Here is a 23032-nt window from a genome sequence, read left to right on the forward strand (position 1 = left end):
TGAAAAGAGGTACCCGACATGGGCGGACGAGGCGCAACCAGCAGCCACGGCAAAACCAAAACCAAGGAAAAGCCGCGACAGAAAGGCCACCTCACCGGCGACCAAATCCCCAAGAACGCCGAAGAGACCGCCAAATACATCGGCTCGACCGTTCAGGAAGCCAAGGACATGTTCGACGCGGTGCAGGACTTCACGGGCAGCGCATACTCGGGCATCCGACGCGCACAACGCGGAGAGAAGGCGTCCGACATCCCCGAGCTGCAAAAGAAGTACGACAGCGAGGCCAAACGGATCGAAGGCTACATCGAACGAGCGCCCAAATGGGGAGGCGGCGTCACCTACCGAGGCATGAGCCTTCCAGCGTCCGCCGTCAAAGGACTCAAGGTCGGAGGAACGTTCGACGTCAACCTCGGCACCGCCTCATGGAGCACGCAGGAAAGCACCGCCCGCAACTTCGCCAAATCAAGCAGCGGCGACAAACCGGTCGTGTTCGTCAGCCAGACCCAGAGCAAGGGCACCTCCATCAAGCACATCAGCCGCTTCACCAAGGAAAACGAGGTGCTGGTGTCCAAGAACGCGAAATACACAGTCACCAACATCTCGACCAAACCCGGCAGCCCATACACCTACGTCTACGTAAAGGAGAGCTAGACATGACCGCCAAGAACACCACCAAGAAGACCACCACCGCATCGGAAGACTGGTCACACCCCAAGCAGTACACCCGCCGACGCGGCGAAATGGCCGCACGCGGCCATCAGGACGGCCTCGACTTCATCAAAGGCAACGCCAAGGCCCTCGGCCTCGACAAGAAGAAGGGCGGCAAATGACCCACACGCTCAAAGACGCCGTCTATGGTCAGGCCGTAGCCGACGCGCTCGGCGTACCCTACGAATTCCAACCGCGCGGCACCTTCCACGCCACCACCATGACCGGCCACGGCACCCACAACCAGCCCGCCGGCACATGGAGCGACGACACCAGCATGGCGCTCGCCATCTGCGACAGCATCCGCAGCAACAAGGGGCGCATCGACCCGGACGACATGCGCGAACGGTTCAACGACTGGTACCAGCACGGCGATTACACCATCGACGGGCTCTTCGACATCGGCAACACCACCATCAAGGCCCTGCGGGCCGGCCACGGCATGACCGGCGAATACGACAACGGCAACGGCTCGCTCATGCGCACCATCCCACTCGCATTCACCGACGCCAGCGAAACGCAAGTCGAACAGGTCAGCGCCATCACCCACGCCAACCCCACCAGCACCCGAGCATGCGTGAAACTCATCCACTACGCCCGCCAACTCGCCGCCGGACACACGCCGCTCGACGCGATAGAAACGGCCGGATACACGAGGGCGCTCGCCGACGAGCCCGAGGGCATGATCCGTTCCGGCGGGTACGTGCTCGACACGCTCAAGGCCGCCGTCTGGTGCCTCGTCACCACCGACGATTACGCCGGCTGCGCGCTCAAGGCCGTCAACCTCGGCGACGACACCGACACCACCGCAGCCGTCGCCGGCGGCCTCGCCGGCATCGTCTACGGCACCGAAGGCATCCCCGCCGAATGGATCGCCAAACTGCGCGGCAAGGACGTCATCGACGCATGCCTGTTCGCATAGGAGGAACATCGTGACACACATCAGAAAGGCCGCGATCCTGTGCGACAAGTGCGGCGCGCGCATCGACATCGACCCGGACGTCGCCAGCCCGTTCTCATCGTCGATCCTGCACCGCGAAAGCGCATGGCGCGACTGGATCGAGGTCGATACCGGCCGACACCTGTGCCCCGAATGCGCGGGGCATTACCGGGAAGTGAAGCGGCGCATGGAACGCGAGCTGCGCGAGGCAGCCGGCGTGCGCACCATCGACTTCGACTACTGACCGCCACCAAACCAAACGAAAGCCGCCCCACGGGGTGGCTTTTTCTTTGCCCGAAAGCGAGACGCAGAACATGGAGCGCTCCCAATTCGAAGCCGATTCAAGGCTCGTGGAATTCTGCGAGGTCGGCGGCCGCCTGTTCACTGCCGACGACATGGAACTATGGAACCCGCAGGACGCCAAGACCGTCACCTTCCCCGACTGGGACACGGCCTTCGCCTACCATGACGGCGCGTACAGCTTCGCCGACAACGTCAGGGAGATGCGCAGCGTCCTGATCGACGAGAACGGCGGTCGCGGCGCGTCCAGCAGCACCAAGGGCGCGATGAAGACCTTCAAGTTCGGCCACGCCCCGCACAAGAGCGGCGAAGACCTCGGCAAGACCAAATTCCCCGCCGAATTCAACGACGGCGAGAAAACCCAGTCGTTCGACAAGGCCCTAGCCAAGTTCCGCAGGAAGCACGCCGACAGCGACACCGAATACGCGATCACCGTGGACGAACAGGGCTACGTGCACCAGTACAGGCACGGCGGCAGCACGGCCGTGCAGATCGCCGGCCGCAAAGGCCAGATGGTCATCCACAACCATCCCAGCGGCGGCGCGTTCTCCGACAGCGACCTTCTGTCCACCGCACAGACCCCGGCCAAGGGCATCGTCGCGACCGGGGCGAAGGGGAGCTACATCGTGAGGAAGACGCAGAAGTTCAAGGCCAAAGCGTTCGCCAAAGGCGTCAAGACCGCGCAGATGCAGGGCACCAGCTACGACGACGCCGTTGACAAATGGCTCACCGCCAACCAGAAGAAATACGGCTACCAGTACGAATTCCGCAAGGCCTGACACAAGGGAGGCGGCGACGCATGGACGACCTCAAGCCCGAACTCATCGCCGCCGACCCCTACAAAAGCCGCAAATGGGACGAACTGACCACCGGCGCGGACATCGACCCCGCAGCCGTGCCCACGCTCACCCTCCTCGTCAACTGGTACGCGATCCTCGACCAATGCATGCGCGACATCAGCGCCGACGACGGCACCCACGTCGCCTACGTCAACGATCAGGGCGACGTCAAGGCCATGCCCCAGATCGCCACCATGAAACAGGCCAGCGCCGAAATCAGGGCGCTCAACAAACAACTGTTCGCCGACGGCGGCGACACCGCCCTCATCCGCCGCGAAACCAAGGCCGCGCAGCGCGACAACCCGCTCGAACGCGCCCGACGCGCCCGCGAACTGAGACTGGAGGTCAGAAATGGCGGCAAGGCTCAAAGGAAGGCAGCAACCTAGCTACCAGCTCACACCCCGCCACGCGGACAGCTACGGGCCCGACGCGGCCGCATTGGCCGAGGGGTACGGCATGCCGCCCGACCCGTGGCAGCGAACCATCCTCGACGGCTGGATGGGCACCCTCAAAGACGGCCGCTGGGCCGCCGGCGACTGCGGCGTCAGCGTGCCGCGCCAGAACGGCAAGAACGGCGTCATCGAATTCCTCGAACTGTACGACACCGCCATACTCGGCCTGAAAATCCTGCACACCGCCCACGAGGTCAAGACCTGCCGCAAGCACTTCCTCAGGATGAAGAACTACTTCGAGAACGCCCGCCAATACCCCGAGCTAGCCGAGGCGGTGGACTACATCAGGAACACGAACGGACAGGAAGCCATCGTCCTGACCAACGGCGGCAGCATCGAATTCATCGCCCGCTCCAAAAGCTCGGGCCGAGGCTTCACCGTGGACATCCTCGTATGCGACGAGGCGCAGGAACTCACCGACGAACAGATGGAGGCCATACAGCCCGCCACCTCGTCCGCACCCAGCGGCAACCCCCAGACCATCTACGCCGGAACCCCGACCCCGCCAAGCTCGCCCGGCACCGTGTTCGAACGCATCCGCCGCACCGCCCGCACCGTGAAGCCGAAACGCACATGCTGGTACGAATGGGGCGTCGAAGAGATCGGCGACATCCACGACCGCACCCGCTGGGCGCAGGCCAACCCCAGCCTCGGCATCCGACTCGTCGAAACCGTCATCGAAAGCGAAGTCTCCAAATTCACCCCCGAAGGCTTCGCCCGCGAACGCCTCGGATGGTGGGACGAATCCCAATCCAACGCCACCGAGATCAACCCCGACGACTGGGCCGCATGCAAGACCGACCACCCATGTCAGGAAGGCCGCAACAGCTTCGCCGTCAAATTCAGCCCCGACGGAGCCACCGCAAGCCTCGTCGCCTGCGTCCGCCCGCCCAAGGGCAGCGACCTCAAACCGCACATCGAACTCATCGACGTGCGCAGCATGCGCAACGGCGTCATGTGGCTCGCCGACTTCCTCGAACAACGATGGCGCAAAACCGTCGGCATCGTCATCGACGGCCGCGTCGGAGCCCCCACCCTCGTCCAGATGCTCAAGGACCAAGGCGTCTCCAGCCGCGTCATCGTCACCCCGACCAGCCGCCAAGTCGCCGACGCCGTAAGCATGTTCGAACAGGCCATCAACGACCACAGGCTCACCCACTTCGACCAACCCGGCCTCAACGACGCCGCAGCCCACGCCAAACACCGCAAGATCGGCGACGGCTACGGCTACGAGCCCGGCGACCAAAACACCGACGTCATGCCCCTCGAAGCCGCAGCGCTCGCCTACTGGAACCAGAAGACCAGCCGCCGCGACCCCGACCGCAAGCAAAGGATGGTACGACTCGCATGAACGGACTCACACCGGTCACGGACTTCTCCCGCGGACCGCAATGGTTCACGCCGCCAAGCGGCGTGGAGGGCCTCGACCCCGAGACCGAACGGCTCATGTTTCCCCTGTTCGCCGTATGGAACCGCAAACGCGCCCGCAACATGCTGCGCAGCGCCTACGCGGACGGCAAGCACCGGCTCGACCACATCGGCTTCTCCATTCCGCCAGCCATGCGCCACATCGAGGAGGTCGTGGGATGGCCCGCCAAGGCCGTTGCGGCCCACGCCGAACGCTGCATGTTCGACGGCTTCGTCAGTCCCAGCGCGAACGACGACCCCTTCGACCTCGACGCCGTGTTGTCCGCGAACCAGTTCGGCCTCGAACTGCCCCAGGCGATCCGCAGCAGCATGACCCACTCGGTCGCGTTCATGACGGTCTCGCCAGGAGACCCGAACGCCGGCGAACCGCCGGTGATCGTCATGCCCTACTCGGCGCAATGGTCGGCCGGCCTGTGGAACTTCCGCACCCGCAGCCTCAAGGCCGGCCTCGTCGTCAAGGACGTGGACGACTACGCCATGCCGACGATGTACAGCATCTACACGCCGAAGGAAGTGACCACGCTCAAGCTCGCCGGCAAATGGGTCGTGGACAACGTATGGAGTCACAACCTCGGCCGCGTGCCGATGGAGGCGCTGCCGTACCGCCCCGACATCGACCGTCCATTCGGCCGCAGCATCATCAGCCGACCCGTCATGAGCATCACCGACGACGCCGTGCGCACCGTCATGCGCACCGAAGTCAGCGCCGAATTCTACAGCGCACCGCAACTGCTGCTGCTCGGAGCCGACAAAGACAGCTTCCTCGACGACAAAGGCAACCCGATACCCGTATGGGAATTCATCATCGGCCGCATCAACGCCATCAGCCGCGACGACAACGGCGACGTGCCCACCGTCCAGCAGATCAGCCAACAAAGCGTCCAGCCCCACGTCGAACAGATGCGCGAACTCGCCAGCCGCTTCGCCGGCGAAACCAACGTACCCGTCTCCAGCCTCGGCGTCGTCACCGACAACCCATCCAGTGCCGAAGCCATGCACGCAGCCGAAAAAGACCTCGTCATCGACTGCGCCGCAGCCAACCGCGTCTACGGAGCCGCCCTGCGCCGAATCGCACAGGACATCATCATGATCCGCGACCGCACCGCCGACATCACCGACGAAATGGCCGGCATCACCGCCAGATGGCGCTCGCCGGCGCTGCCCAGCGTGATCGACAGCGGCGACGCGATCGTCAAGCTCATCGGCGCGTTCCCGTGGCTCGCCGACACCAGCGTCGCCCTGGAGGAGGCCGGCTTCACCGACGAGCAGATCACCCGACTGCTCGCCGAGAAGCGCCGCAACCAAGCCACCGCCACCGCCACGCAGATGCTCGCCGCCCTCACCTCGCAACAGACGCAGAAGGAACCCGAGAATGGTCAGCAGGACACAACTCAACCAGCTCAACCTGACGCAGCAGCAGGCGGTCAGGCTGGCGATAGCGGAGATGCGCAAACTGTGGACGACTCTCAATGAGCTCACGCCCGAATGGCAGCACGACCTGCTGCTCGACGCGATCCCGCAACTCGCCGCCAGATACGGCGACATCGCCGGAGCCGCAGCAGCCGAATGGTACGAAGCCACCCGCCTCGAAAACACCGGAGCCGCGTTCGACGCCCTCACCTACGGCAGCTTCAGCCCCGACGCCATCAAAGGCAGCATCGACGCCAAGGCCTACCCCATGATCCTCAGCGGCAACCCCCAGCAGGCGTTCGACTTCCTCACGGGCGCGATGCAACGCTGGATCAGATACGTCGGCCGCCAGACCATCGCACGCAACTGCCAGCACGACCCCTTCAAACCCAGATGGGCCAGAGTCCCCAGCGGCGCGAAGACCTGCGCATGGTGCGAAATGCTCTGCTCGCGCGGCTTCGTCTACTACTCCAAGGAAACCGCCGGAGCGCTCGCCCACTGGCACGACGAATGCGACTGCTCGATCGTGCCCGAATGGGAGAAGGACGACACCCACATCGCCGGCTACGACCCAGACCTCTACTACTCGCGGTACAAGGCCGCGTGGGACGCGGCCGGCGGCTACGGGGCCACCGACGCGCAGGTGACGCACTGGATGCGCGTGCTCAATCCGGGGGCCTACACCGACAACGCATAGATTTACCGCGACCGGAACCGGATCGCGGCGGCACTCGCACCGCATTGCGTGGACACCAAACAACCGACGGCCGGACAGCCGGCAAGGAGAAACGACCATGTTCCGAAAGTCATGGATGAAGCACATCCGCACGATCGTCGCCGAAGGCGAGACCGGCGGAGACTCCGAGAACACCGCCGAACAGGCGGGAGAAGCCCCCAAGGACGAGCCGCAGCGCACGTTCACCCAAGACGAGGTGAACGAACTCGTGGAACGCCGTCTGGCGAGGGAACGGGCCAAGCAGGGCGACATCGCCGAGCTGCGCCGCAAGGCCAAGCTCTACGACGAAGCCGAAGAGGCCAACAAGACCGAGACGCAGAAGCTCACCGAGCAGAACCAGAAGCAGGCCGCACGCATCGCGCAGCTCGAACACGGCAAGCTCGTGTCCGACGCATGCATGGCGCACGGTATCCCCGCCGAATACGCCGACCTCGTGACCGGCGCGGACGAAGAGGCCGTCAACGCATCCGCCGAGAAGGTCGCCAAGCTCATCGGCGGCGCGGCCAAGCCGCAGGTCGAACCCCCGGCCGTCACCGTGCCGAGCGAAGGCATGCGACCGGCATCCACCGGCAGCAAGACCATCTACGAGCTCATCGCCGCCGCCGAGAAGAACGGCGACACCGCCAAGGCCATCGCGCTCAAGAGCACGCTGCTCGCGGACAAGAACTAACCAACCGATCCGAAAGGAACCATCATGCCCGGAATCACCGGTCAGGGAACCACCTACAACCTCCCCAACTACGTCGGCGAACTGTTCGCCGTCAGCCGCGAGGATACCCCGCTGCTGTCCGCCATCGGCGGACTGACCGGCGGCCGATCCACCACCGCCACCCTGTTCGAATGGCAGGGCTACGACCTGCGAGACCCCGACGCCAACCGCCAGCGTCTCGAAGGCGCGGCCGCGCCCGACGGCGAGGCCCGCGTGCGCTTCCACGCCAACAACGTGGTCGAAATCCATCAGGAAAGCGTGGAGATCAGCTACACGAAGCAGGGGGCCACCGGCAACCGATCCACGGACGGCATGCCGACCGTCAGCGTGGGCGGCACCGTCATCCCGGCCGACGAGCTCGGCTGGCAGATCACCCAGCAGCTCAAGCAGATCAGCCGCGACGTCGAAGCCTCGTTCATCTCCGGCACCTACCAGAACCCGACCGACAACACCAAGCCCCGCAAGACCCGAGGCCTGCTGGAGGCCATCGCCACCAACGTGGCGACCACCACGCACACCGCCGCGCAGCTCACCGCCGACGACGTGCTCGACCTCGCGCAGCTCGCGTGGGACAACGGCGGCATCCGCGAGACCGAAACCCGCACCATCGTGGTCAACTCCACCCTCAAGCGAGCCCTGACCCGCGCGTTCGTCACCGACCGCAACTATCAGGAAGAGACCCGCAACGTGGGCGGCGTCAACCTCCAGACCATCGAGACCGACTTCGGCCGGTTCAACATCATGCTCGACCCCTACGTGCCCAAGGACAAGCTGCTCGTCCTCAGCCTCGAAGAGCTCGCGCCCCGCTTCCTCGAAATCCCCGGCAAGGGCCACTTCTTCGCCGAACCGCTCGCCAAGACCGGCGCGGCCGACAAGGTGCAGCTCTACGGAGAGATCGGCCTCGAATACGGCAACGAGAAGGCCCACGCCGTCCTCACCGTGGGCGTGACCGCATCCGAGAAGACCGCCGCCGAACCGGCCGCCCAGTCCGACGAGCCGGCCCCGGCCGCCCAGTCCGACGAGCCGGCCCCGGCCGCCGCGAAGCGTTCCGCCAAGAAGGCCTGACATGGCCGACAGCGACGCAACGGAAGAGCAGCCGTTCGCCACCGTCGCCGACCTTGAGAAACGCTGGTACGGGCGCACGTTCACCGGCACCGACAAGGAGGACCACGTCAAGGTCCTCCTTGAGGACGCCAGCGACCTGATCCGCCAATACCCCGGACACAAGAGGTGCACCACGGCCACGCTGCGCCGCATATGCTGCGCCGTGGCCCGCCGCACCCTCGAAAACGAGGAAAGCGACCTCAACAGCAACGTCACCAACATGAGCGAGACCGTCGGCCCCGTGTCGCAGAGCTACACGTTCGGCAACAGCGGAGCCGACATGCGCCTATGGCCCAGCGAGGAAAAGGAACTCGGCGTGGGACGCCAGCAGGCATGGAGCTACGACCCGTTCGAGGGGGCCAAGCCATGAAACGCATCCAAGGCGTAGACATCCGACTCGCCCGCCGCGAACCCTATCGGCTGCCCGACGAGATGAACGAACAGACGCTCATAGACCTGCCGCCCGAGACCATCGCCAACGCGATCGTCACCGACGGCACGCAGGCCAACGCCGGCGAAGCCGAACGCCCGCAAGGCACGGACACGGCCATCACCGTGTACCTGCCACGCTCATGGCCATGGCGAAGCCTCAGGGGGGCCCGCCTCACCATCGACGGCACCGATTACTGGGTGCACGGCGACCCGCACCCGGTACGAACCAACCTCACCCCGACCGGATACTGGCCCGTCGGGGTGCAGGCCAGCACGAGGAAGGCGTGAACATGGCACGAACCCGCGTCAAACTCGACCTCAAGGGCTTCCGCGCCTACCGGCGAGACCCGACCGTCAAGGCCGTCCTCGACGAACAGGCGCGGGCATGGGCCGCAAGGGCGAACGGGGCAAGACGCCGCCGCAAGGCCGAATACGAGGCGGTGCCCGCCGCCGACAGCGAACACGGCAGCGTCGCGCTCGTCCACACCGGCAACATCGAAGCCCGCTTCGACAACGCCGAAAACAACACCCTCCTCCACACCATGTAGGAGCCGCCGCATGTCCAGCATCGCATCCACCGCCATCCAATGGATCAACCAACACCTGCCGGACGGATACACGGCACACGGCAGCACGCCAGACCCGCGCCCCGAACGATACATCACCGTGCAGCGATCCGGCGGCGTCAGGACCCGCTACAGGGACGACGCCATGCTCATCGTCCAAGTCAACGCCCCCACCCGCTCGCAGGCCGCAGACACGGCCGAACAAGTCGCCGACCTGCTGCTCGACATGTGGCGGCTCCCCGAAATCGCCGACGTCGAGATACACAGCATCGCCGACGTCAGCCTCAACGGGCCGCCGGTCGAACACCGCTACCAGATCACGGCGGAAATCACCACAACCACCTAAGGAACCAACATGGCAACCAAGAACAACAAGAAGAACGTAAGCCTCGGCAAGCCGATGGTCGCCGGCGTCGCCTACCGCGCCCCCGCCGGAACCGCACTGCCCGCCGACGCCACCACCGCGCTCGCGGCGGCATACGAATGCGTCGGCTTCCTCGGCGAGGACGGCATCACCAACGCCACCGACACCGACAACACCACCATCAACGACATGGGCGGCGTGCAGGTCATCAACGAGATCAGCAGCTACGCCGAGACCTACCAGTTCATCATGATCGAGACCCGCGCCGAAAGCCTCAAGGCCCGCTACGGCGACGGCAACGTCACCGCCGCCGGAACCGGCGACGCGACCACCCTCACCGTCCTGCACGCCATGCCCGACGGCGAATCCTGCGTCTGGGTCTTCGAAATCCTCATGACCGGCAACCGCGTCAAGCGCATCATCATCCCCGACGCCACCATCAGCGAGGTCGGCGACATCACCTACTCCAGCACCGAGGTCATCGGCTACGACGTCACCTACAGCGCCAACCCGTCCGACCTCATCGACGGTGCCACCAGCAAGGAGATCATCGCCCCGCTGTCCAAGGCCGCCACCAAGGCGCTCAAGCAGGCGCTCCACGCCGCAGCCTGACCCGCGCACCGATAAACAGCCAAGCCGACCGGAACCACATCCGGCCGGCTTTTTTCGACTTCCGTGAAAGGACAACCAATGACAACCAAGCCGCAGGATCACAAGCAGCCCAAGGACAAGCCCCGCAGGATCGAGGTCATGGGCGCGACCCTGACCATCGACCCGTCCATCCTCGACGACCTCGATATGGTCGAATACCTCTACGACCTCCAGCACGCCGCCGACAGCGACGACGGGGGCTTCGCTATCGTGCCGTTCCTGCGCAAGCTGTGCGGCGACGACTACACGAACGTGAAGAAGGCGCTGCGCGACGACAACGGGCGCATCCCCTTCGAGAAGGTCGGCGAATTCGTCCAGCAGCTCATCGAAGCGCTCAACCCAAACTCCTGACGCTCGTGGAAATGATGGAGGCCGCGCCCGACGCCCTGCGGGCCGACCTCCAACGCTTCTACGGGCTCGACATGGACGAGATCGGCCACACGGTGAGGGTGCGCCGCGCCGCCGACCTCGCCGCCAACCTCCCCGAAGACGCGCTCACATGGGGACGCATCGATGAACGCGCCACATGGGGCACTGCCAAGCACCTGCTCGCCACCATCGCCGACAACACCGGCTTCCTCGCGTGGACGAAGACCAAGGCCGCCAAGCAAGGCGAATGGCGCGGCGCGATCGAACGCCCCGGCTTCCCCAGAACCGCCAACGTCCAGAAGCTCGACCCCGACAACATGCTGCGCATCCTGCGCATGCCACGAACCTGACCGAAGGGAGCGCACATGGTCGCACTCGCACACGCCTACGTGCAGATAGTCCCATCCATGAACGGTGTCGGCCGAACCATACAGGACGCCTTCGGTTCGGCCGGAGACAAAGGCGGTGCACAGGCCGGCAAGAACTTCACCTCCGGCTTCTCCGCCAAGATCGGAGCCGTCGCCGGCGTCGCCGCAAGCGTGTTCAACAAGGTCGCCGGCGTGGTCGCATCCAGCCTCAACAGCGCCATCGGCCGAGCCGACCAGATGAACAACTTCCCGAAGGTCATGAAAAACCTCGGGTACTCCAGCGAGGACGCGGCAGCGAGCATCAAGAAGATCAGCGCCGCGCTCGACGGCCTGCCCACCACCAGTTCGGCCATGACCGGCATGGTGCAGCAGCTCGCCCCGTTGACCTCGAACCTCGACGAGGCCACCGACATCGCGCTCGCATTCAACAACGCCATGCTCGCCGGCGGCGCATCCACGATCGAGCAGGAAAACGCGCTCACCCAGTACACGCAGATGCTCTCCGCCGGCAAAGTGGACATGCAGGCGTGGCGATCCATACAGGCCGCCATGCCCGGCCAGCTCAATCAGGTCGCCGAAGCCATGATGGGTGCCGGTCACAACGCCAACGACCTGTACGAGGCCATGAAGGACGGAACCTACAGTTTCGACGACTTCAACAAGACCGTCATGCGCCTCAACGACCAAGGCTTCGCCCAATACGCGAGCTTCGCCCAACAGGCCAAGGACGCCACCCAAGGCATCGGCACCGCGTTCGAGAACGTCCGCAACCGTGTAGCCAAGGCCGTCCAGAAAGTCATCGAGGCCATAGGCGTGGAGAACATCGCCGGCGCGATCAACAATTTCAGCTCGCAATTCGGCAAGATCGGCGACGCCGCAGCCGGAATGGTGGGATACGTTAAGGACTGGCTCGTACAGCTATACGGCAAATTGCAGGACAACGGCGCACTCCAATCATTCAAGACAGCATGGGACAACATCGTCGGCATCGTCAAACAGGTCGCCAACCTAGTCATCGACTGGCTCAAACTCATCCCGCCAGACGGTGCCGCCGCAGCCCTCAAACTCGTCGCCGACATCCTCAAGACCCTCTCCGACATACTGCCGGGCCTAATGCCGTTCATCATCGCATTCGGTACCGCATTCGCCACATGGAAGACCGTCAACGCCACCGTCAACGGCGTCACTAAAAGCATCGGCGCATTCACAACAGGCATCGCCAACGCCAAAGCGCTCGCCACGGAATTCTCAAGCGTTGTCACGGCCGCAGGCGGCCCGCTCAAGGCACTATGGGCGCTGTTCATGGCGAACCCCATCGCCATCGTCATCACTCTCGTAGCCGCCCTCGTCGCAGGTCTCGTCTGGTTCTTCACCCAGACCGAAACCGGCCGCAAGGCATGGGCCGCGTTCACCTCATGGCTCTCCGAAACATGGACGGCGCTCGCCGAGGGCGCGAAGGCGATATGGAACGGGCTGGGCGAATTCTTCGCGGGCTTGTGGCAGTCGATCACTCAGGGTGCCTCCGACGCATGGAACGGCTTCGTTGGCTTCCTATCCGGTCTGTGGGCCACGATTAGTGGCGGCATCTCCACGGCATGGACGAGCATCACCACGTTCCTGAGCGGCGTATGGACGGGCATCAGCACGACCGCCACGACGATCTTCACCGCGATCCGCGACTTCATCGTCAACGTGTTCACCGTGCTCGGCGCATTCATCGTCGCCCCTTTGCAGGCGATCCAGAACGGCATCAACACCGTGTTCGGCTGGATACTGTCGTTCATCACCCAGCAGATGAACAGCACGAACACCGTGTGGAGCACCGTGTGGACGGCGATCTACAACGTCGTCAGCACGATCTTCACGGTGATACGCAACTACATCTCCACGGTGGTGAATGCGATCCGCACCGTCATCGTCGTGTTCCTCAGCCTCCTCAAGGGAGACTGGAGCGGCGCATGGGACGCGATCAAGTCGTTCTTCACGACCACATGGGACGGCATCAAAGCATTCCTGTCGAACATCCTCGACGGAATCAAGAGCGTATGGGCGACCGTATGGACGGCCGTAAGCACGTTCTTCACCGACGTGTGGAACAACATCGTCGCGTTCTTCGCGCCCATCATCAACGGCATCAGGAACACGATCAGCACCGTCCTCAACGCGATCAAGAGCGTATGGACGAGCATCTGGAACGCTATCAAGAGCGTCGCATCCACCGTATGGATGGCGATCAGCTCGGCGGTGTCCTCGTACATCAACAACGTGCGCAACACCATCGGCACCGTCCTCAACGCGATCAAGAGCGTATGGACGAGCGTATGGAACTCCGTCAGCTCGCACCTGTCGAACATCTGGCACGGCATCACGTCGGCCGTATCCAACGGCATCCAGAGCGTGAGCAACACCGTCGGCCGCATCCGCGACACCGTGCTCGGCGCGGTCAGCGGGGCCGGCCAATGGCTGTACGACACCGGCCGTCAGGTCATCCAAGGCCTCATCAACGGCATCGGCGGCGCGTTCCAATGGGTCAAGAACACGATCAGCAACCTCGGCAGCAGCCTCGTCGGCTGGGCCAAGGGCGTGCTCGGCATCCACTCGCCATCGAGAATCTTCCGCGACGAGGTCGGCAAATGGATACCCGCCGGCATGGCCCAAGGCATCGACAAGGCCAGCGGCCTCGTCGCCGACAGCATCGACGGCCTCACCGACATGGTCCCGACCGTCAGCCTCAAGACCGACACCAGCCGGCTCGAAACCCCGCTCGCATACCAGCCCCGCATCGCCGGCGGAAGGATCGCCTACACAGTGGACGACCGATCGGCCGACTACGCGACCAAGCAGGACATCATCGACGCGATCGACGCGGCCCTCGCCGCCGGCATCACGCTCAACCTCAACGACCGTGGCGGCGAGGTCATGGCCGGCAAACTCGCCAAACCAATGAGCTACGAACTCAACAGCCTCGCCATGAGAGGCCGTTAAAACCAGAGAGGAAAGCATCATGCTCTACCAGCGACGCATGCGCCTGCCGCATGTCGAAGACCCCACGCTCAACGGCGTCCCGCTGGAGCGCATGATGTTCTCCCTCGCCGCCGACGGCATCACCATCGACGCCACCAAGCCCACAACCAGCACGCAGGACATGCCCGGCCGCGACGGACAACTCGACCTCACCCTCGAAGACCCCACCGGGGCCGCGTACATGGGCAACCGCGCCATCACGCTCACCCTGTACGCGATCGGCGGCGAAGACGACATCCTCGCCGCCAAAACCCGCCTCGCCGCCCTCGCCGGAACCATCGTCACGCTCTCATGGCGCAGCCTGCCCGGCGAATACCGAGGCCGCATGAGCCTCGGCGCATGGGCGGACAAATGGGCCGGCCCCCGCCAGATCGCCACGCTCGTCACCGTGAGCATCGACGCCCACCCCTACCTGATCGGCCGCGGCCGATCCATCGCGCTCAAAACGGGCGCGAACACGATCCACGTCAAAGGCAACCGGCCATGCTGGCCCACATGGACGCTCACCCCCGCCGCCAACGCCAAGACCGTCAGCATCAAGGACGCGCACGGCCACACCCTCGCCGTCGCGTCCACCACCGCCATCACCGGACGAATCAGCATCATCACCGACCCCGACCACCGGGAGCTGCGCGTCAACGGCAACCTCATGGCTCCGACCCTCGAATCCGACTACTTCCCCCTGCCGCCCGGCGTGCACACGCTCGCCCTCACCGGCTGCGCCGGCATCCTCACCTACCGGCCGCTCACCCTCATCTAGGAGACTCGACCATGCGTTACATGATCTTCGACCGCTGGGGCAACCCGCTCGGCGACCTCCCATACGCCATCAAAGCCATCCGCACCAGAGCCACCGACGGCATCGACACCCTCGACATCACCACCATCGGCGAGATCAACAAGGACGAACGCATCGTGTTCAAGGACTCGATGGGCCGTTGGGCGGAATACCTGTGCCAGTCCACCCAGACCGCCCGCGCCGCAGGCATGCCCGTCACCGTCGCCTACTGCACCGGCAGCATCGCCGAACTCTCGCGCACCTATATCGAGGACAAACGCAACCGCAACGCGAACGCCAAAGCCTGCCTCGCCAAAGCCCTCGAAGGCACCCGGTGGGCAGTCGGCACCGTCGAGACCGGCACCCTCACCGGCACCGCCGACCTCAGCTTCTACCACTGCACCGTCCTCGAAGCCATCCAGAAGACCGCCGACACCTACGGGCTCGAAGTCCAGACCGAAGTCCAGCCCGACCCGACCGGCAACCGGATCGGCCGGCGCATCATCCACCTCGTCGAACACCGAGGCTCCGCCAACACCACGAAACGCTTCGAATACGGCAAAGACCTCACCCAAATCAAACGCGACATCGACAGCGGCGACGTCATCACCCGCCTCTACGGGTGGGGCAAAGGCATCGAACAAACCAACGACCAAGGCGAGGCCACCGGCGGATACAGCCGCAAAATCGGCTTCGCCGACGTCAACAACGGCAAACCCTACGTCCAAGACGACCAAGCGCTCGCCAACTGGGGCATACCCGGCCCCGACGGCACCAGACACCACAGCGAGGCAAGCGTGGACTTCCCCGATTGTGAAGACCCCAAGGAACTCCTCACCCTCACCAAAGCGGCGCTCAAGACCCGCGCCACGCCCGTCGTCTCCTACACCGCCGACGTGACCGCCCTCGGACAAGCCGGCTACAGCGCGGAAGGCACGGACGTCGGCGACAGCGTGCAGATCATCGACACCAGCTTCGCCACACCATTGCGCCTCGAAGGCCGCATCCTCCAGATCGAGGAAGACCTGGCCGGCAGCCTCGCCGACACCAAGATCACCCTCGGCAACATCCGGCAATCCTACACGCAGCGCCTCGCCGCCCAACAGCAGGCCCTCGACAAACTCGTCTCCAACTCCGGCGCATGGAACAGCGCCGCCGGCGGCACCGGCCCGTACATGAAGGACCTCATCGACCGCATCAACCAGATCATGAACGCCACCGGCGGATACACGTACCTCAAACCCGGCCAAGGCATCTACGTGTACGACAAGCCCGAAGACCAGAACCCCACCCAATGCATCCACATCGGCGGCGGCTACTGGCGCATCGCCGACCACCAGAAAGCAAACGGAGACTGGGACTTCCGATCGCTCGCCAACGGCAAAGGCATCTTCGCCGACGCGATCTACACCGGCCTGCTCTCCGATGCCGCAGGCTACAACAGCTGGAACCTCGACACCGGCGACTTCAAACTCTCCGCACGGACGACGGTCGGAGGAAAAACGGTCGACGCGATCGCCGGAGACTCATCGTCGGCAGCGCTCGCCGCAGCGAAGAAGTACGCCGACCAGATGAAGCGTGAGTCCGACCAGACCGACCTCGACAACCTCGCCGCTGCCAAGGACTACGCGCAGGCGAAAGCCGAAGAGGCCCGAAAGAACGCGCTCGCGTCCGCCTCGACGGACGCGACGAACAAGGCGAACGCGGCCCTCGAAGCCGCCAAGAAGGCGGCGCAGGCGTACGTGGACGCCTTGGACGAGTCCCTTGGGCAGAAGAGCGTGTTCGACCGGCTCACGAACTACGGCAAGATCCAAGGCCTGTTCATGCAGAACGGCAACCTGTATGCCAACGCGTCCTACGTCAAGTCCGGCGTCCTGGACGCGAACCTCGTCAAGGCGGGCATCCTGACCGACAAGAAGGGCCTGCAGTACTGGGACATGACCACCGGCGAATTCCGACTGGCCGGAACCAGTACCATTGCCGGCAACAAGGCGAGCGACCTCGCCACCACCACGGCGGCGCAGCGGCTCACCTCCGAAGCCGAGGCGGCGGCCAAGAAATACGCCGACGGCATCGGAACGGACACGCTCACCTCAGCCAAGGCCGACGCCGCAAGCAAAGCAAACGCCGCGCAATCCGCTGCGGCCGCCGATGCTACCAAGAAGGCGAACAGCGCGGAAGCCAACGCCAAGAAAGCCGCCTCGACGGACGCGACGAACAAGGCGAACGCGGCCCTCGAAGCCGCCAAGAAGGCGGCAGCCGACGGCGACACCAGCACGCTCGAAGCCGCCAAATCGTATGCCGACAACACGGCCACGAGCCATGTGAACACGTTCGAAAAGTCGCTCACACAGCAGTACATCTTCAACAAGCTCACGAACAACGGCCAGCTGCAGGGCCTGTATATGAGCGGAGAATTGCTGTACGTCAACGCTACGTACCTGCGGTCCGGCATCATCAGCGGCGCGAGAAGCTACTGGAACCTCGACACCGGAATCTTCAGCATGAGCGACGCGAACGGAGTCGAAACGGTTCATCTCGACGGCAACGGCAGCCACAACACGCTCACCGGCACCTTCCAGACTGGCACGTCCGGCTCACGACTGTGGATGAGCCCGAGCTTCAAGCAGACACCAGTCGGCGGAACCGCCGACATCACCGGCGCCGGCGTCTCGTTCATCCACGCAACCACGGCGGCGCAGCATCCATACATCGCTGCCGAGTCCACGAATTCCGAACTGGGCGAGATCTCGACGCTGACGTTCAACGGCGGCCGTCGGGCGGACACCGATCCGGGCGCCTTCGTGCGAGTTGGCAGCACGAAAAACAACAACAACAAGAAAGAGGCTATATTCCAAGCGCTCGCCTTGCGCGACTACAGCGTGGCGTCCAGTGACGCGAAAAGCTCCGGCGCGAGACTGGTGTCCCTCGCCTCTCCTGCGACCGACGCTTTGGACACATACGCGGAGATCGCATCATGGGATCCGAACGGCGTCGTCGGTGTAAAGGCTGACATCAACACGGGATACCTCTACATGGGTGGTTTTCTCGGAGGATACACGAACCGTCACACGTTCGTGGGATCCGCGGCATGGCAGGCATGGAAACCGAATGGCGGATCAATATCGGTCGGCGCAAGCGTCTCCGTGCACTTCTCCACAGGGTCCCCAGCCAAATACGGAAGATACTACGCCGTCGCAAACGCCGATGGCGAATGGGGTGGCATCGTCATGCATGTCAAAAACACCGGAGGCCAATCGGGATGGGACATCCAACTGTACAACGCTGACCGAAACCCTTGTTCGGTCACGATGTGGTGCGAGACGCTCGGATGGCTCGTTAAATAAGGACGGTCGAACATGAAACAAACCATGACCATGAACGACGGGAACATCATCGTCAACTGTGACGAACCCGTCAACGGATACCAGCAATTCGTGTTCTCCCCAGGAACCATTGCATCCTGGACGGCACTGCTCGGACTTGGATCCACAGCCGAAGCAGTCGCCGCGATAATGCAAGGCGTCGAGGACACGACGCGATACGATCCGTCAACCGGCAGGGGGGTCTGGACGGAGGCCTATGAAGCGCTCGAAGCGGCGCTGAACGACAGTGCGGCGGACATGTCAATGCTCGCCGATGACGGAACCGTCCAGAACGATCCGCTGACTGTAGCCCGCAACGACACCAGAAAAGGCATGTACCTACCAACCATCCCGCAACAGGCGCAATCGGTATCGACATACGCCCTCGAAGACTCAGACGCCGGAACCGGCATAGACACGTCCTGCGTTGACGCACAGGCGCTTTCCGACCTGCTCTCAGACAAGACGGTTGCCAATGCCATCGACAACGCCGAGGAAAGCTTCTACGCAAGCCTCATGCCGCAACCAATAACCAGATGAAAGGTAGTAGAAAAATGAACGATGACCAGCAGTACGTCAGCTTCGACCGACTCGTATCGCAGAAGCTTTCCGAACAACTCGCCGACGCGAACCGGCAGATCGCCACACTCGCCGCCATGTGCGACATCAAGGACGCGCAGATAGCCGAACTCCGCAGCCAGCTCGAAAACAAGGACGACGGCAATGGCAACGCTTGACGCATTCCGCACCGCAAGCGGCGACCCACTCAAACTCGACTTCGCCAACGACTACGTGCCGGACGTGCGCCTCAACGCCGGCGACATCAACGGCCGCACCATCACCGTCGAACTCACCGACAACGGCACCCCCATCACCGACACCGACGGCATCACCGTCGCGCTCGCCTACAACACCAGTCCCGGCAGCGACCTCGGCGACCGCGTGACCATGAGCGCGGTCAGCGGCGCGGCCACGGCCACGTTCCGCGCGGCGGTGCCCCGCAAGGCGCTCGTCAAGCCCGGACGCATCCTGCTGGGCATCGAGATCAGCAGCGGCGGCCACAAGGTGTGCTCGCGCAACTTCTACGGGCTCGTGGAACGCGCCGTGTTCGACGCCACGTCACCCGACGCGGACGACAAGCTCGGCCGGATCGAACAGCTCATCCTCGACGCCGACAAGGCGACCGGCAGCGCCAACACCGCAGCAGGCAAGGCCACCACGGCCGCGGCGGCGGCGAACACGGCGGCCACGGCCGCGAACACCGCCACGGGCAAGGCCACCACCGCCACCACGAACGCCGACTCGGCGGCCACGGCCGCGAACACGGCGGCATCCAAGGCGAACGGCGCGGCGAGCTCGGCCACCACGGCCGCATCCAACGCCAACGACAAGGCCACGGCGGCAGACACGGCCGCGACCGCAGCGGCCACGGCGGCCGGCAAGGCCAACGACGCCGCATCCAAGGCCACCAGCGCCGCCGGCGACGCACGCGACGCCGCCGAAGCAGCCCGCACCTCGACCATCGAATACGCGCAGCTCTCCGACGACTGCAAGGAAAAGATCGCCGCCAGCGCCAGCGCGGGCGTGGTCTTCGCCACACAGGCCGAAATCGACGAACAGTACGAGACCGTGATCGAACCCGCCCTGGGCGGCGACGCGATCCAGCCCCTCACCCAAGACGACATCGATTGGGCGCTCGACATCATCAACCGATAAACAGGAAGGAGCCATCATGGCGAACACGCAGAAGGTCATGACCTTGGAGGACACCGCCAAGCTCATCGCCAAAGTCCACGCCAACGCCACAGGCGGCGCGAAGTTCGAATACGACAATGCCAAGGGCGAATACGGGAACGTCGCCGCCTACATGGCCGCCCACACGGACGGCAGGGTGTACGGCGTGAAATTCCCCAAATACACGTACAGCAACACGCCAACCGGCGTGAAGACCCGAGACAACGCCAACCTGGCCATCGAGATCAGCACCAACGACAAGGCCGGCCGCGACGACTACGCGCCCCTGAACGCCTTCCGCGTGTGGGACGTGAACGCCACCGTGGACGACGACGGCGTGCCCCACGTCACCGCCATCGACGGCATCGACACCCGCTTCAAACGCGACGGCAGCAACGGCGACGTGTACGTCATGACATGCCCCGGATACTACAAGCTCGACAGCACGAGCACCCACAACGAATTCCTCTACAGCGACACCCAATACGACGGCTACACACCATTGCCCGGCGTGCTGCTGCCCGACGGCAGCAAACGACCATGCCTGTTGTTCGCGAAATACGCCGCCTCCCTCGACTCCCAGCAACGCCCCCTGTCCGTCAGCGGCAAGGAGATCGACCGCGAATTCGGATCCCAGAACCGAGCCATCGACTACGCGCTCAAAAAAGGCAAGGGCTACGCCGGCCGATGCGCCGGCGACAACTTCTACATCCAGCTCATGCTCATGCTCAAATACGCCACCAAAAACTCGGACGTGCTCGGCGGCTGCTGGCAGTACACGCCTCAGACCGCCGTCACCAAGGCCGAAACCGGCGTCAAGCGCGTCATCATCGCCACCAGCAGCGCCGGCAACTTCGACATCGGCAGCACCATCAACATCGGCACCGACAAGGAACGCAACAACACCGGCAACTACAGCGCCGCCCGCGCCCGCACCATCCTGAGCAAGACCAACCTCGACGCCAACAACACCGCCCTCAACCTCGACGGCGACGCCATCACCACGACCACCGCATGCTTCGTCAGCAGCATGCCGTGGAAGACCGGGGCCACCGACAAGCTGCTCGGCACCGACGGCCGCCCATCCGCCGCGTTCGCCGCCAACCACCAACCCATCCGCCTACAGGGCATCGAACTATTCAACGGCATCTACGAGACCGACGCCGACCTCATCGTCAACGCCGTCAAGGAAAGCGACGACAAGGGCCGACTCGACATCTACCGCGTGTTCGACATCACCAAGGCCAGCAAGACATCGACGGCGAACTACACCAAGATCGGCGAATTCCCGGCCCGCACCAAAGCCATCGACAACTCGTGGAAACAAGCCGAGGACTTCACGCTGTCCAACGGTGTGCTCATCCCCACCGGCATCGCGGCCACCAGCACCACCGGCCTGTGCGATGGCGTATACGCCAACCCGCTCACATCCCAAGGCCTCCGACAGGTGCGGCGCTTCGGCGGCCTCTGGGGCGGGGCTGCCTGCGGCGCTTTCGCCGTGTACCTCTCGGACGGCCTCGCGGGTCGCCGGTGGGGCGTCGGGGGCCGCCTTTCTGCGCTCGGTCGCACGAAGGCGTAGCCGCAGTGCGATGGGGGTGAAGCGCAGCGAGGGGGCGAAAGCCCCCTCCTACGTTTCGCAAGCAATCTTTGGGATTTGTGGCGGTACGCCTCCGACGTTCGTGCGCTTGGTGCAGCGCTTCGGCAACCTCAGGAACGGGGCTGCCTGCGGCGCTTTCGCCGTGAACCTCACGAACGACCTCGCGAATCGCAGGTGGAACATCGGGGGCCGCATATCCGGTCAATCCTGTCAACAAACACGATCATTACGCCACAACTACCCTCCACGCCAGCCAGTGAGAGGGCATGCCACGGCCCAGCCGAAAATCCAACCGAGCACCCGGCCGGTACCCGAACCCCTCCAGCAACGGGGAACGCCGGCATAGTCCAGATAGGAAACGCTCTGAAAACCCACTGCAAGAACACCCATTGCGCCACCCCCGCGTTCGTCCGCGCCGCGATCAGCCACTACCTCAAAGGCAAACAATCCCGGCGCGACGTCACCCGCTTCCTCGCCGCCAATCCAGACCTCGACCTGCTCGCCATGCGGATCGCCGACGAAATCCGCGAAGGCCGCTTCCGAGACACGAGGATCACGTACTTCAACCGCATCGAACCGATCAGCAACAAGCACCGCGTCATCGGCCGGGAATCGGTCAGACACCAAATCTACGACCATGTGGCCGTCATGGCGCTCCAGCCGCTCTTCGACGCGAAGGTGGGACGATGGCAGACCGCCAGCATCCCCAATCGCGGCACCATCGACGCGCGCAGGGCAATCAAACGCTGGACACGCGAACGAAGCTCGAAATGGTTCGTGAAGCTGGACGTGCGCAAATACTATCCGAGCATCGACCGGCCGACCCTCAAGAGACTGCTCGCCAGAGACGTCGGCGACCCGATCCTGCTGCGCCTCGTGTACCACCTCATCGACCGATACCAAGGCGACAACGGCCTCAACCTCGGCAGCTACCTAAGCCAATGGCTCGCCAACTACTACCTCAGCCATGCCTACCACTGGATCGAATCGCCGGCCATGACCATCGAACGCACCAGCCGGCGCACCGGCGAGATCACCACCCGCAGGCTCATCACGCACCAACTGTGGTACATGGACGACCTGCTGCTCATCGGCACCTCCAAACGAGACCTCAAGATCGCCGCCCGCCGCATCGTCCATTACCTGCGAGACCGGCTC

Annotated in this window: 25 protein-coding genes and 1 pseudogene; all 26 read left to right on the plus strand. The window is 64.1% G+C overall.

The window, feature by feature from the left end; all coding sequences use genetic code 11:
* Positions 1-18 precede the first annotated feature (18 nt).
* On the plus strand, positions 19-651 hold the full coding sequence (locus Tam1G_RS04300) for an ADP-ribosyltransferase domain-containing protein (RefSeq protein WP_101625595.1): 633 nt from the start codon (positions 19-21) through the stop codon (positions 649-651).
* Between the two features lie 2 nt (positions 652-653).
* Complete coding sequence (locus tag Tam1G_RS11630) at positions 654-830, plus strand: hypothetical protein (RefSeq protein ID WP_165781901.1); 177 nt, start codon at positions 654-656, stop codon at positions 828-830.
* Positions 827-1630 (plus strand): ADP-ribosylglycohydrolase family protein, encoded by an 804-nt coding sequence (locus Tam1G_RS04305; protein WP_101625596.1) that lies wholly within the window; start codon positions 827-829, stop codon positions 1628-1630. Before Tam1G_RS11630 ends, Tam1G_RS04305 begins: the two co-directional genes overlap by 4 nt.
* A 10-nt stretch (positions 1631-1640) precedes the next feature.
* Positions 1641-1892: a hypothetical protein gene (locus Tam1G_RS04310; protein ID WP_101625597.1), complete on the plus strand. Its 252-nt coding sequence runs from the start codon at positions 1641-1643 to the stop codon at positions 1890-1892.
* Between the two features lie 46 nt (positions 1893-1938).
* A complete protein-coding gene (locus Tam1G_RS04315) occupies positions 1939-2727 on the plus strand; it encodes a hypothetical protein (protein WP_133124974.1) in 789 nt (262 codons plus the stop codon).
* A gap of 20 nt (positions 2728-2747) precedes the next feature.
* Complete coding sequence (locus tag Tam1G_RS04320; RefSeq protein WP_101625599.1) at positions 2748-3173, plus strand: hypothetical protein; 426 nt, start codon at positions 2748-2750, stop codon at positions 3171-3173.
* Positions 3139-4590 (plus strand): terminase, encoded by a 1452-nt coding sequence (locus tag Tam1G_RS04325; RefSeq protein ID WP_101625600.1) that lies wholly within the window; start codon positions 3139-3141, stop codon positions 4588-4590. The genes Tam1G_RS04320 and Tam1G_RS04325 overlap by 35 nt, the downstream gene beginning before the upstream one ends.
* Positions 4587-6140, plus strand: coding sequence for a phage portal protein (locus tag Tam1G_RS04330; protein WP_101625601.1), 1554 nt, complete (start codon positions 4587-4589; stop codon positions 6138-6140). The genes Tam1G_RS04325 and Tam1G_RS04330 overlap by 4 nt, the downstream gene beginning before the upstream one ends.
* Positions 6040-6774 carry a VG15 protein gene (locus Tam1G_RS04335; RefSeq protein WP_133124975.1) on the plus strand — a complete coding sequence of 245 codons (735 nt, stop codon included), beginning with the start codon at positions 6040-6042 and terminating at the stop codon, positions 6772-6774. Before Tam1G_RS04330 ends, Tam1G_RS04335 begins: the two co-directional genes overlap by 101 nt.
* Positions 6775-6871: 97 nt before the next feature.
* Entirely contained in the window at positions 6872-7483 is a 612-nt protein-coding gene (locus Tam1G_RS04340) for a capsid assembly scaffolding protein Gp46 family protein (protein ID WP_101625603.1), read from the plus strand.
* A gap of 24 nt (positions 7484-7507) precedes the next feature.
* Positions 7508-8587, plus strand: a complete 1080-nt coding sequence (locus Tam1G_RS04345) for an SU10 major capsid protein (RefSeq protein WP_165781902.1) — start codon at positions 7508-7510, stop codon at positions 8585-8587.
* 1 nt (position 8588) lies between these two features.
* The gene (locus Tam1G_RS04350; protein WP_101625604.1) at positions 8589-8996 is read left to right on the plus strand and encodes a hypothetical protein; all 408 of its coding nucleotides are present in this window, start codon (positions 8589-8591) and stop codon (positions 8994-8996) included.
* Entirely contained in the window at positions 8993-9346 is a 354-nt protein-coding gene (locus tag Tam1G_RS04355; protein WP_101625605.1) for a hypothetical protein, read from the plus strand. The genes Tam1G_RS04350 and Tam1G_RS04355 overlap by 4 nt, the downstream gene beginning before the upstream one ends.
* A gap of 2 nt (positions 9347-9348) precedes the next feature.
* Positions 9349-9606, plus strand: a complete 258-nt coding sequence (locus Tam1G_RS04360; RefSeq protein ID WP_080825783.1) for a hypothetical protein — start codon at positions 9349-9351, stop codon at positions 9604-9606.
* Between the two features lie 10 nt (positions 9607-9616).
* The gene (locus Tam1G_RS04365) at positions 9617-9970 is read left to right on the plus strand and encodes a hypothetical protein (protein ID WP_101625606.1); all 354 of its coding nucleotides are present in this window, start codon (positions 9617-9619) and stop codon (positions 9968-9970) included.
* A gap of 9 nt (positions 9971-9979) precedes the next feature.
* On the plus strand, positions 9980-10600 hold the full coding sequence (locus Tam1G_RS04370; RefSeq protein ID WP_101625607.1) for a phage tail tube protein: 621 nt from the start codon (positions 9980-9982) through the stop codon (positions 10598-10600).
* A gap of 78 nt (positions 10601-10678) precedes the next feature.
* Complete coding sequence (locus Tam1G_RS04375; protein ID WP_101625608.1) at positions 10679-10990, plus strand: hypothetical protein; 312 nt, start codon at positions 10679-10681, stop codon at positions 10988-10990.
* Positions 10991-11001: 11 nt separating this feature from the next.
* The gene (locus Tam1G_RS04380; protein WP_133124976.1) at positions 11002-11358 is read left to right on the plus strand and encodes a DUF5361 domain-containing protein; all 357 of its coding nucleotides are present in this window, start codon (positions 11002-11004) and stop codon (positions 11356-11358) included.
* Between the two features lie 39 nt (positions 11359-11397).
* Positions 11398-14361: a tape measure protein gene (locus tag Tam1G_RS04385; RefSeq protein ID WP_243394869.1), complete on the plus strand. Its 2964-nt coding sequence runs from the start codon at positions 11398-11400 to the stop codon at positions 14359-14361.
* Between the two features lie 19 nt (positions 14362-14380).
* Positions 14381-15160, plus strand: a complete 780-nt coding sequence (locus tag Tam1G_RS04390; RefSeq protein WP_101625611.1) for a phage distal tail protein — start codon at positions 14381-14383, stop codon at positions 15158-15160.
* A 20-nt stretch (positions 15161-15180) separates the two neighbouring features.
* On the plus strand, positions 15181-18525 hold the full coding sequence (locus tag Tam1G_RS04395; protein WP_101625689.1) for a phage tail spike protein: 3345 nt from the start codon (positions 15181-15183) through the stop codon (positions 18523-18525).
* 12 nt (positions 18526-18537) lie between these two features.
* On the plus strand, positions 18538-19083 hold the full coding sequence (locus Tam1G_RS04400) for a nitrate reductase (RefSeq protein ID WP_095346233.1): 546 nt from the start codon (positions 18538-18540) through the stop codon (positions 19081-19083).
* Between the two features lie 14 nt (positions 19084-19097).
* Positions 19098-19280, plus strand: a complete 183-nt coding sequence (locus Tam1G_RS11635; RefSeq protein ID WP_022527298.1) for a hypothetical protein — start codon at positions 19098-19100, stop codon at positions 19278-19280.
* Positions 19267-20259, plus strand: coding sequence for a hypothetical protein (locus Tam1G_RS04405; RefSeq protein ID WP_242689703.1), 993 nt, complete (start codon positions 19267-19269; stop codon positions 20257-20259). The genes Tam1G_RS11635 and Tam1G_RS04405 overlap by 14 nt, the downstream gene beginning before the upstream one ends.
* 16 nt (positions 20260-20275) lie before the next feature.
* On the plus strand, positions 20276-21856 hold the full coding sequence (locus tag Tam1G_RS04410; RefSeq protein ID WP_101625612.1) for a hypothetical protein: 1581 nt from the start codon (positions 20276-20278) through the stop codon (positions 21854-21856).
* A 522-nt stretch (positions 21857-22378) separates the two neighbouring features.
* Positions 22379-22993: pseudogene (locus Tam1G_RS11905) on the plus strand (RNA-directed DNA polymerase); the annotation flags it as partial.
* Between the last annotated feature and the right edge of the window lie 39 nt (positions 22994-23032).

Origin of the sequence: Bifidobacterium imperatoris, assembly GCF_002860405.1 — a bacterium.
Taxonomy (GTDB): domain Bacteria; phylum Actinomycetota; class Actinomycetes; order Actinomycetales; family Bifidobacteriaceae; genus Bifidobacterium; species Bifidobacterium imperatoris.

Bases quoted from the DNA above. Each gene is read 5' to 3' on its own strand.
- Tam1G_RS04330 (WP_101625601.1), top strand. From the start codon at position 4,587: ATGAACGGACTCACACCGGTCACGGACTTCTCCCGCGGACCGCAATGG.
- Tam1G_RS04380 (WP_133124976.1), top strand. From the start codon at position 11,002: ATGATGGAGGCCGCGCCCGACGCCCTGCGGGCCGACCTCCAACGCTTC.
- Tam1G_RS11635 (WP_022527298.1), top strand. From the start codon at position 19,098: ATGAACGATGACCAGCAGTACGTCAGCTTCGACCGACTCGTATCGCAG.
- Tam1G_RS04305 (WP_101625596.1), top strand. From the start codon at position 827: ATGACCCACACGCTCAAAGACGCCGTCTATGGTCAGGCCGTAGCCGAC.
- Tam1G_RS04395 (WP_101625689.1), top strand. From the start codon at position 15,181: ATGATCTTCGACCGCTGGGGCAACCCGCTCGGCGACCTCCCATACGCC.
- Tam1G_RS04405 (WP_242689703.1), top strand. From the start codon at position 19,267: ATGGCAACGCTTGACGCATTCCGCACCGCAAGCGGCGACCCACTCAAA.
- Tam1G_RS04360 (WP_080825783.1), top strand. From the start codon at position 9,349: ATGGCACGAACCCGCGTCAAACTCGACCTCAAGGGCTTCCGCGCCTAC.
- Tam1G_RS04340 (WP_101625603.1), top strand. From the start codon at position 6,872: ATGTTCCGAAAGTCATGGATGAAGCACATCCGCACGATCGTCGCCGAA.
- Tam1G_RS11630 (WP_165781901.1), top strand. From the start codon at position 654: ATGACCGCCAAGAACACCACCAAGAAGACCACCACCGCATCGGAAGAC.
- Tam1G_RS04365 (WP_101625606.1), top strand. From the start codon at position 9,617: ATGTCCAGCATCGCATCCACCGCCATCCAATGGATCAACCAACACCTG.
- Tam1G_RS04325 (WP_101625600.1), top strand. From the start codon at position 3,139: ATGGCGGCAAGGCTCAAAGGAAGGCAGCAACCTAGCTACCAGCTCACA.
- Tam1G_RS04375 (WP_101625608.1), top strand. From the start codon at position 10,679: ATGACAACCAAGCCGCAGGATCACAAGCAGCCCAAGGACAAGCCCCGC.
- Tam1G_RS04410 (WP_101625612.1), top strand. From the start codon at position 20,276: ATGGCGAACACGCAGAAGGTCATGACCTTGGAGGACACCGCCAAGCTC.
- Tam1G_RS04355 (WP_101625605.1), top strand. From the start codon at position 8,993: ATGAAACGCATCCAAGGCGTAGACATCCGACTCGCCCGCCGCGAACCC.
- Tam1G_RS04345 (WP_165781902.1), top strand. From the start codon at position 7,508: ATGCCCGGAATCACCGGTCAGGGAACCACCTACAACCTCCCCAACTAC.
- Tam1G_RS04335 (WP_133124975.1), top strand. From the start codon at position 6,040: ATGGTCAGCAGGACACAACTCAACCAGCTCAACCTGACGCAGCAGCAG.
- Tam1G_RS04400 (WP_095346233.1), top strand. From the start codon at position 18,538: ATGAAACAAACCATGACCATGAACGACGGGAACATCATCGTCAACTGT.
- Tam1G_RS04370 (WP_101625607.1), top strand. From the start codon at position 9,980: ATGGCAACCAAGAACAACAAGAAGAACGTAAGCCTCGGCAAGCCGATG.
- Tam1G_RS04390 (WP_101625611.1), top strand. From the start codon at position 14,381: ATGCTCTACCAGCGACGCATGCGCCTGCCGCATGTCGAAGACCCCACG.
- Tam1G_RS04300 (WP_101625595.1), top strand. From the start codon at position 19: ATGGGCGGACGAGGCGCAACCAGCAGCCACGGCAAAACCAAAACCAAG.
- Tam1G_RS04320 (WP_101625599.1), top strand. From the start codon at position 2,748: ATGGACGACCTCAAGCCCGAACTCATCGCCGCCGACCCCTACAAAAGC.
- Tam1G_RS04350 (WP_101625604.1), top strand. From the start codon at position 8,589: ATGGCCGACAGCGACGCAACGGAAGAGCAGCCGTTCGCCACCGTCGCC.